The following is a 7,607-nucleotide window of genomic DNA, read 5'->3' as shown; positions in this document are numbered from 1 at the left end:
TTACGTCGTGGATGACTCGACCGGCTCACGCCGGTTCGAGCGGCTCGTCAGTCACAACGCGTGACTCCCCCGGATCATTCCCGGAGTGGGGCCCGGCATTCCAGGGGGCCCGGCCGCGCCGCCGACCCCTTGATGGTCGCACGGCGGGGCCGGGCCCGTCACGCGGGTTTCCACCGGGATCAGCGCTTGGCGGAGGGCGCCGGCGCCTTCGTGGAGCCCTTGGCCGGCGCCTTGCTGCGCCACTCGGGACGACCCGGCATCCTCGGCGTGTGCTCGCCGTACAGCCACCCCTTCATGAAGGCGGTGAGGTCGCGCCCCGCCTCCTCGGAGGCGAGCCGGACGAAGTCCTCGGTGCTCGCCGTCCCGTGCGCGTACCGGTCCACCCAGCGCCGCTCCAGCCGCTCGAAGGCGGCCTTCCCGATCTCCTGCCGCAGTGCGTAGAGCACCAGGGCGCTGCCGTCGTAGACGATCGGGCGGAACAGGCTGATCTTCTGACCCGCCGCCGGGGGCCGGGGCGCGGCCGGCGGCCCGCCCGCCGCACGCCAGCGGTCGGAGTCCAGGTACGCCTGGCGCATGCGCCGCTCCAGCGGCTGCTTCGCCGTCTCCTCGGCGTACAGCGCCTCGTACCAGGTGGCGTGTCCTTCGTTGAGCCACAGGTCGGCCCACCGGCGCGGCGAGACGCTGTTGCCGAACCAGTGGTGGGCCAGCTCGTGCACCATGATCGATTCCACGAACCACCTGGGCAGGCCGCCCCGGGTGAACAGCGAGCGCTCGAAGAGGGAGAGCGTCTGGGTCTCCAGCTCGAAGCCGGTGTCGGCGTCGGCGACGAGCACCCCGTACGTCTCGAAGGGGTAGCGCCCGACCTTGCTCTCCATCCACTCCAGGTGGTCGGGGGTCCTCTTCAGCCAGGGTTCCAGCCGGTCGGCGTCGGCGGACGGCACGACGTCGCGTACGGGCAGGCCGTGCGGGCCCGTGCGGCGGACGACGGTGGAGCGGCCGATCGACACCTGGGCCAGTTCGGTGGCCATGGGGCGGGAGCCGCGGTACATCCAGGTGCGGACGTCGCCGCTGAGGGCGCGGGCGACGAGCCGGCCGTTGGCGACCACCGTCAGGTCCTCGGGCGCGGTGACCCGGAAGGTGAAGTACGCCTTGTCGGCGGGGTGGTCGTTGCCGGGGAAGACGCGGTGGGCGGCGTCGGCCTGGTTGGCCATGGCCAGGCCGTCCCCGGTGCGGACCCAGCCGCCGGTGTTCCGGGGGCCGGCCGGGTCGCTGGTGTGTGTGACGGCGATGCGGAACCGGTCGCCCGCCCCGACCGCCCGGGACGGCTCGATGACCAGGTCCTCGCCGCTGAGCGCGAACTCGGCGGGCCGGCCGTCCACCTCGACCGCGCGGACGGTGCCGTGGGTGAAGTCCAGGTTGACGCGGTCCAGCCGGTCGGTCGCCCGCGCGTCGATCCTGGTGAGGGCGTCCAGCGGCTTGCTGTTGTCTCCCCGGTAGGTGAGGGCGATGTCGTACGCGAGGACGTCGTACCCGGGGTTGCCGAGCTGCGGGAAGAGCGGGTCGCCGATGCCCAGCGGCTCCGGCGAGGGGAGCGCGGCGCCGATCAGGCCGGCCGACACCGCCGCGACCAGGGCCACCCGGAGGCGCCGTGACGTGCGGGCTGTGCGAGGTGCACGCGATGAGAGGGACATGGAGCAACCGCTACCAGCGCGCCGGGCCCGGACCGCGACGGCGCGCGCCCCGCGCACCCGAACGGGCTCGGCGCCGGAGCCGTCAGGAGGCGGGGCGGGGACGGGTGCGGGCCTGGCGGGAGCGGGAGGGCGACGAGGGGCGGCGGGCCTGGACGGGGTGCGGCGGGCGGGTGTGCGGGGGGACGAGGCGGCGCGGCGGGCGGGTCGCCGCGGGTCCGCGGCGCCGGGGGCGGCGGTCAGCCGGTGGCGGCCGCCGGGTGCTGGGCGCGGCTCACGTCGTACACACCGGGAACGTCGCGCATGGCGCGCATCAGGGCGGGCAACTCGGCGGCGTCGGCGAGCTGGAGGGTGTACGTGTGCCGGACGCGCTGCTCGCTGGGCGGTTCCACGGTGGCCGAGACGATCGCGGCGCCCGCCGTGGCGATGGCCTCGGTGAGGTCGGCGAGCAGCCGTGGCCGCCCGAACGACTCGGCGACGAGGGTGACCCGGCACTCGGCCGCCTCGCCCCAGCACACGCCGACCGGTACGCGTCCGGCCGCCTCCATACGCCGTACGGCGGGGCATCCCACGCGGTGGACGGTGACGTTCCCGCCGCGCACCGGGAAGCCGGTGACCGCGTCGGGCGGCACGGGCGTGCAGCAGCGGGCCAACCGCACCTGGGCGTCCGGGAGGTCCGCCACCACGGCGTTGGCGGCGGCGTCCCGGGCGGGCGGGGGGTCGGCGCACACGGCGGCGGCCGGCGGGCGGGGCGCGGCGGCCGGGACCTTCACGCCCTCGGGGTGCGCGGCGAGCCAGCCGGTGATGGCGATGCGGGCGGCCGGGGTGCGGGCGTGCCTCAGCCAGTCGGGCGAGGGGCCGGAGGCGGGGTCGTGGTGGACGAGGTCCCCCCGGCGGGCGTCCGCCCCGGCGACCGTCCGGAGCTCCTCCGGCGCCGCGTCCCCGCGGGCGAGCAGCGGCTGCACCGTGTCCCCGTCGTGCAGGACCGTGCCCAGCGCCGCGAGGCGGCCGTTGACGCGGGCGCCGACGCAGGTGTGTGCCGCCTCCCCGTACTGGGCGTACGCGGCGTCCACGCAGGTCGCCCCGGCCGGCAGCGCGAGGGTGCCGCCGTCGGGGCGGAAGACCGTGATCTCGCCGTCCTGGGCCAGGTCGGCGCGGAGCGAGGTCCAGAAGGTGTCCGGGTCGGGGGTGGACCGCTGCCAGGCGAGCAGCCGGGAGAGCCAGCCGGGCCGGGTGGGGTCGCTGCGCTCGCCGTCCTCGCCGACGGGGTCGGCGCCCTCGGCGGGCGCGGCGTACGGATTGCCCAGGGCGACCACGCCCGCTTCGGCGACCTTGTGCATCTGGTGCGTGCGGATGAGGACTTCGGCGACCGCTCCGTCCGGTGCGGCGACGGCGGTGTGGAGCGACTGGTAGAGGTTGAACTTGGGCGCCGCGATGAAGTCCTTGAACTCGGAGATGACGGGGGTGAAACAGGTGTGCAGCTCGCCGAGCACCCCGTAGCAGTCGGCGTCGTCGGAGACCAGGACGAGCAGCCGCCCGAAGTCGGTGCCGCGCAGTTCGCCGCGCTTGAGCCGTACGCGGTGCACCGAGACGAAGTGGCGGGGCCGCACGAGCACTTCGGCCGGGATCCGGGCGTCCCTGAGCACGGCGCGGACGTCGTCGGCGATGGCGGCCAGCGCGTCCCCGGCGGTGGCGTTCCCGGCGATGAGGGCGCGGGTGTTCTCGTACTCGGCGGGGTGGAGGATGGCGAAGACCAGGTCCTCCAGTTCCGTCTTGAGGGCCTGGACGCCGAGCCGTTCGGCGAGCGGGATGAGGACGTCGCGGGTCACCTTGGCGATGCGCACCTGTTTTTCGGGGCGCATCACGCCGAGGGTGCGCATGTTGTGCAGCCGGTCGGCCAGCTTGATGGACATGACGCGGACGTCGTTGCCGGTGGCGACGAGCATCTTGCGGAAGGTCTCCGGCTCGGCGGCGGCCCCGTAGTCGACCTTCTCCAGTTTGGTCACGCCGTCGACGAGGTAGCAGACCTCCTCGCCGAACTCCTCCCGCACCTGATCCAGGGTCACGTCGGTGTCCTCGACGGTGTCGTGGAGGAGGGACGCGGTCAAGGTGGTGGTCTCGGCGCCCAGTTCGGCGAGGATCAGGGTGACGGCGAGCGGGTGGGTGATGTACGGCTCGCCGCTCTTGCGGAACTGGCCCCGGTGCGAGGACTCGGCGAGCACGTACGCGCGGTGCAGCACGGCCAGGTCGGCGTCCGGGTGGTGGGCGCGGTGGGCCTCGGCGACGTGGCCGATGGCGTCGGGCAGCCGGTCCCGGGTGCCGGGACCGAGCAGTGCGGCGCGGCCGAGCCTCCGGAGGTCGATCCTCGGGCGGCCGCGCCGACGGCTGGGCGCGGGGTTCGTGGCCTCTGCACTCAGGTTGGTGGCCTCTGCGCTCATGGGCACCTCCGACGGCGTCGACCGGCGGTGGGGCGGGCAGGCGTGCCCGCCGGGCCGGTGCTTGATGCTACCGAGCCCACCACGTAGCGCTGACCCGCTCTCGCTCAGCGTGAACCGGATCACCCATTCGAGCGATGGTGTGCGGAAGTCGTCCGTCGGTGGTTCAGTCGCGCGCGGAGGTCAGCCAGGCCGGGTCGACGCGGCCCTCGGCGACGATGACGGCGGGGCCGGTCATCTCGATCTCGCCGTCCGGGCGCTCGGTGATCAGGAGCGTCCCGCCGAGGACGTCGACGGTGTACGTGGCCGGGGTGCCCGTCCGGGCCGGATCGGCGCCGTCGCGGCGGGCCGCGGCGACGGCCACGGCGCACGCGCCCGTGCCGCACGAGCGGGTCTCGGCGGCGCCGCGCTCGTGGACGCGCATGGCCACGTGCCGGGGGCCCCGGTCGGCGACGAACTCGATGTTGACCCCGTCGGGGTAGACCGCGGCGGGCGAGTAGGGCGGCTCGGTGAACAGGTCGCCGGCGTGGTCGAGGTCCTCGACGAAGGCCACCGCGTGCGGGTTGCCCATGTTCACGTTGCGCGCGGGCCAGCTGCGGTCGCCGACGGTGACCGTGACGCCGTCCTCGGGGAGCCGGGCGCGGCCCATGGAGACGGTGACGTCGCCGTTCTTGGCGAGATGGACCCGCTTGACGCCGCCGCGGGTGGCGACCGCGACGTCACCTGCGGTGATGTGGCCCGCGTGCTGGAGGTAGCGGGCGAAGACCCGGACGCCGTTGCCGCACATCTCGGCGACGGAGCCGTCGGCGTTGCGGTAGTCCATGAACCATTCGGCCTCGCCGGCCATGTCCCGCGCCTCGGGGTGGGCGGCGGACCGGACGACGTGCAGCACTCCGTCGCCGCCGATGCCGGCCCGGCGGTCGCAGAGGCGGGCCACGACGTCGGCGGGCAGGTCCACGGCGTTGTCCGGGTCGGGCAGGATCACGAAGTCGTTCTCGGTGCCGTGGCCCTTGAGGAAGGTGACGGGCGCGCTGGTCACGGGTTCGGTGGTCACGGGATCAATCGTACGGGTGGGGTCGGACACCCGGCCGGTCGGTCCGCCGGCCGGTCCGCCGATCGCCGGCCGCCGGGCGTCAGCGGAGACGGGCGACGCGCCAGACCGCCAGGACGACCGGGACGGCGACGCCGACGACGTACAGCGCGATCACGCGCCAGTCGGGGCGCTCGCCGGAGCCGCGCGCGGGCAGGCCGGGCCAGGTGTAGCCGACGCGGCGGGCGGCCATCATGCCCCACCCCGCGGCGCAGCCGCACAGCAGCAGGCCGAGCATGGCGAGGACCGCGCCGCCGTCGCCCGAGCCGAAGGCCAGGGGGAAGCCGAACATCAGCGAGCCGATCACGGCGAGCCCGACGATGGGGGCGAGCTGCCAGATGCGCAGTTTGCGCTGCGGGCGCAGTTCGACCTCGACCTCGTCGGGGGCGATCTCGGGGGTCCCGTCCTCATTGAGGTCGGGACCGTCCGGGCTCAGGCCCGGTGCGTCACTAACCACCTGTGGCTCGTCCGGTGCTTCCTGCTGTTCTCTGTCGCGAGGGCCGGCCTCCATCGCCACGCGCCCTCCCCACTCGGATTCCACTGGTCGATCGATGCTCGATGATGGCACGCCCCCGGCCGCCGGAATGACGGGCAGGGCGTCCCGATGCCATCACGTGATCAGGCTGTAACCGCTCGTTCGACCAACGCCAGTGCCTTGGGGGGAAGTTCCGCGCGGTCGGCGGCGGCGCCGCTCAGCCAGTGGACGCGCGGGTCGCGCCGGAACCACGAGTCCTGGCGGCGCGCGAAGCGCTTGGTGGCGCGTACGGTCTCGGCGCGCGCCTCCTCCTCGGTGCACTCGCCCGCGAGCGCGGCGAGCACCTGCTGGTAGCCCAGTGCCCGCGCGGCGGTGCGGCCCTCCCGCAGTCCGCGCGCCTCGAGGGCCCGGACCTCGTCGACGAGCCCGGCCTCCCACATGCGGTCCACGCGCGTGGTGATCCGCTCGTCGAGTTCCGGACGGGCGACGTCGACGCCGATCTGGACGGTGTCGTAGACCGAGTCGTGGCCGGGGAGGTTGGCGGTGAACGGCCGGCCGGTGATCTCGATGACCTCCAGGGCCCGCACGATCCGGCGCCCGTTGCTGGGCAGGATGGCGCGCGCGGCCTCGGGGTCGGCGGCGGCGAGGCGTTCGTGCAGGACGCCGGAGCCCCGCTCGTCGAGCTCGGCCTCGAGGCGCGCGCGGACGGCCGGGTCGGTGCCGGGGAACTCCAGGGCGTCGATGGCGCCGCGCACGTACAGCCCGGAACCGCCGACAAGGACGGGGGTGCGGCCGGCGGCGAGCAGTCGGTCGATCTCCGCGCGGGCCAGCTTCTGGTACTCGGCGACGCTGGCGGCCTCGGTGACGTCCCAGATGTCCAGGAGGTGGTGCGGGACGCCGCCGCGCTCCTCGGGCGTCAGTTTGGCGGTGCCGATGTCCATCCCCCGGTAGAGCTGCATGGAGTCGGCGTTGACGACTTCGCCGTCCAGCTGCTGGGCGAGGTGGACGCCCAGATCGGACTTTCCGGCCGCCGTGGGGCCGACGACGGCGATGACCCGCGGGGCGGGAGCTGCGCTTCTCACCGTCCCAGTCTCGCAAACCTTCCAGCCGGTCCCCGAACGAGTTACGTGACGGCACGACATCGGCCTCGTTGCCTGTTGCGAGGTTCCGACCGCCGGTTTACGGACCGGCTCCACCGGGCGACGCAATGGGACGCTCCGGACGGCGCGGGATTTCGCCCACACGAGTACGCTATGGAGTAGATATGGGCGTTTTTGCACGGTTTCGTCGGCGTAAGGAGACTGCCGATGCCTCGCCCCAGGAGGAGGCTGCCATGACGTCGGCCGACGAGTCGGCGGAGGGCGCGGAGGAGGCCGCCGAGGCGTCGGACGCCACGGAGACGGAACCGGAGGCCGCGGCCGCCGAGGGTGTCGACATCCCCAAGCAGCAGTCGGCCGAGGAGGCGGCGGACAACGAGGCCGGTGAGAGCGCCCGTAAGTAGGATCCTTACGACGGTTACACCGAGGGAAGGTGCCCCATGGGCTTCCTGGATTCGCTGAAGGCCAGACTCGGTCCTGCCAAGGAGAAGGTCTCCGACCTCGCGCAGCAGCACGAGGGCAAGATCGACCACGGCCTGGAGAAGGCCGCCAGGGTGGTCGACCAGAAGACCAAGGGCAAGTACAGCGACAAGATCGCATCGGGTACGGGCAAGGCGAGGAACGCGGTGGGCCGGATCGCCCGCAAGGACGAAGGCGGCATGCCGCCGGCGCCCCCGGCGCCCCCGGCCTCCTGACCCCGCACCAACCGGCCACGGCACGGTACGGGGGGGGGGGGGGGGGGGGGGGGGGGGGGGGGGGGGGGGGGGGGGGGGGGGGGGGGGGGGGGGGGGGGGGGGGGGTGGGGGGGGGGGGGGAGGTGGT

Annotated in this window: 7 protein-coding genes; 2 read left to right on the top strand and 5 right to left on the bottom strand. The window is 74.2% G+C overall.

What is annotated here, in order from left to right:
- Nucleotides 1-179 precede the first annotated feature (179 nt).
- The 5 genes from AC07DW_RS30565 to miaA all read right to left on the bottom strand — a co-directional run bounded on the left by AC07DW_RS30565 (nt 180) and on the right by miaA (nt 6,770).
- Nucleotides 180-1,691, bottom strand: coding sequence for a M1 family metallopeptidase (locus AC07DW_RS30565; RefSeq protein ID WP_478860918.1), 1,512 nt, complete (start codon nt 1,689-1,691; stop codon nt 180-182).
- Between the two features lie 236 nt (nt 1,692-1,927).
- A complete protein-coding gene (locus AC07DW_RS30560) occupies nt 1,928-4,105 on the bottom strand; it encodes a RelA/SpoT family protein (RefSeq protein ID WP_478860921.1) in 2,178 nt (725 codons plus the stop codon).
- Nucleotides 4,106-4,289: 184 nt separating this feature from the next.
- The gene (gene dapF / locus AC07DW_RS30555) at nt 4,290-5,177 is read right to left on the bottom strand and encodes a diaminopimelate epimerase (RefSeq protein WP_478860917.1); all 888 of its coding nucleotides are present in this window, start codon (nt 5,175-5,177) and stop codon (nt 4,290-4,292) included.
- A 79-nt stretch (nt 5,178-5,256) separates the two neighbouring features.
- On the bottom strand, nt 5,257-5,724 hold the full coding sequence (locus AC07DW_RS30550) for a hypothetical protein (RefSeq protein WP_478860920.1): 468 nt from the start codon (nt 5,722-5,724) through the stop codon (nt 5,257-5,259).
- 107 nt (nt 5,725-5,831) lie between these two features.
- Nucleotides 5,832-6,770, bottom strand: a complete 939-nt coding sequence (miaA, locus tag AC07DW_RS30545) for a tRNA (adenosine(37)-N6)-dimethylallyltransferase MiaA (protein ID WP_478860916.1) — start codon at nt 6,768-6,770, stop codon at nt 5,832-5,834.
- Between the two features lie 251 nt (nt 6,771-7,021).
- Between miaA and AC07DW_RS30540 the strand changes: the two genes are divergently transcribed.
- Both AC07DW_RS30540 and AC07DW_RS30535 read left to right on the top strand, forming a co-directional pair.
- Nucleotides 7,022-7,189 (top strand): gliding motility protein, encoded by a 168-nt coding sequence (locus tag AC07DW_RS30540; RefSeq protein WP_478860915.1) that lies wholly within the window; start codon nt 7,022-7,024, stop codon nt 7,187-7,189.
- A gap of 36 nt (nt 7,190-7,225) precedes the next feature.
- Nucleotides 7,226-7,480 carry an antitoxin gene (locus tag AC07DW_RS30535; protein WP_478860914.1) on the top strand — a complete coding sequence of 85 codons (255 nt, stop codon included), beginning with the start codon at nt 7,226-7,228 and terminating at the stop codon, nt 7,478-7,480.
- The last annotated feature ends 127 nt before the right edge of the window (nt 7,481-7,607 follow it).

The sequence above is a fragment of the Streptomyces sp. NPDC045701 genome, assembly GCF_056432045.1.
This window is presented reverse-complemented; position numbering and strand designations above follow the sequence as displayed.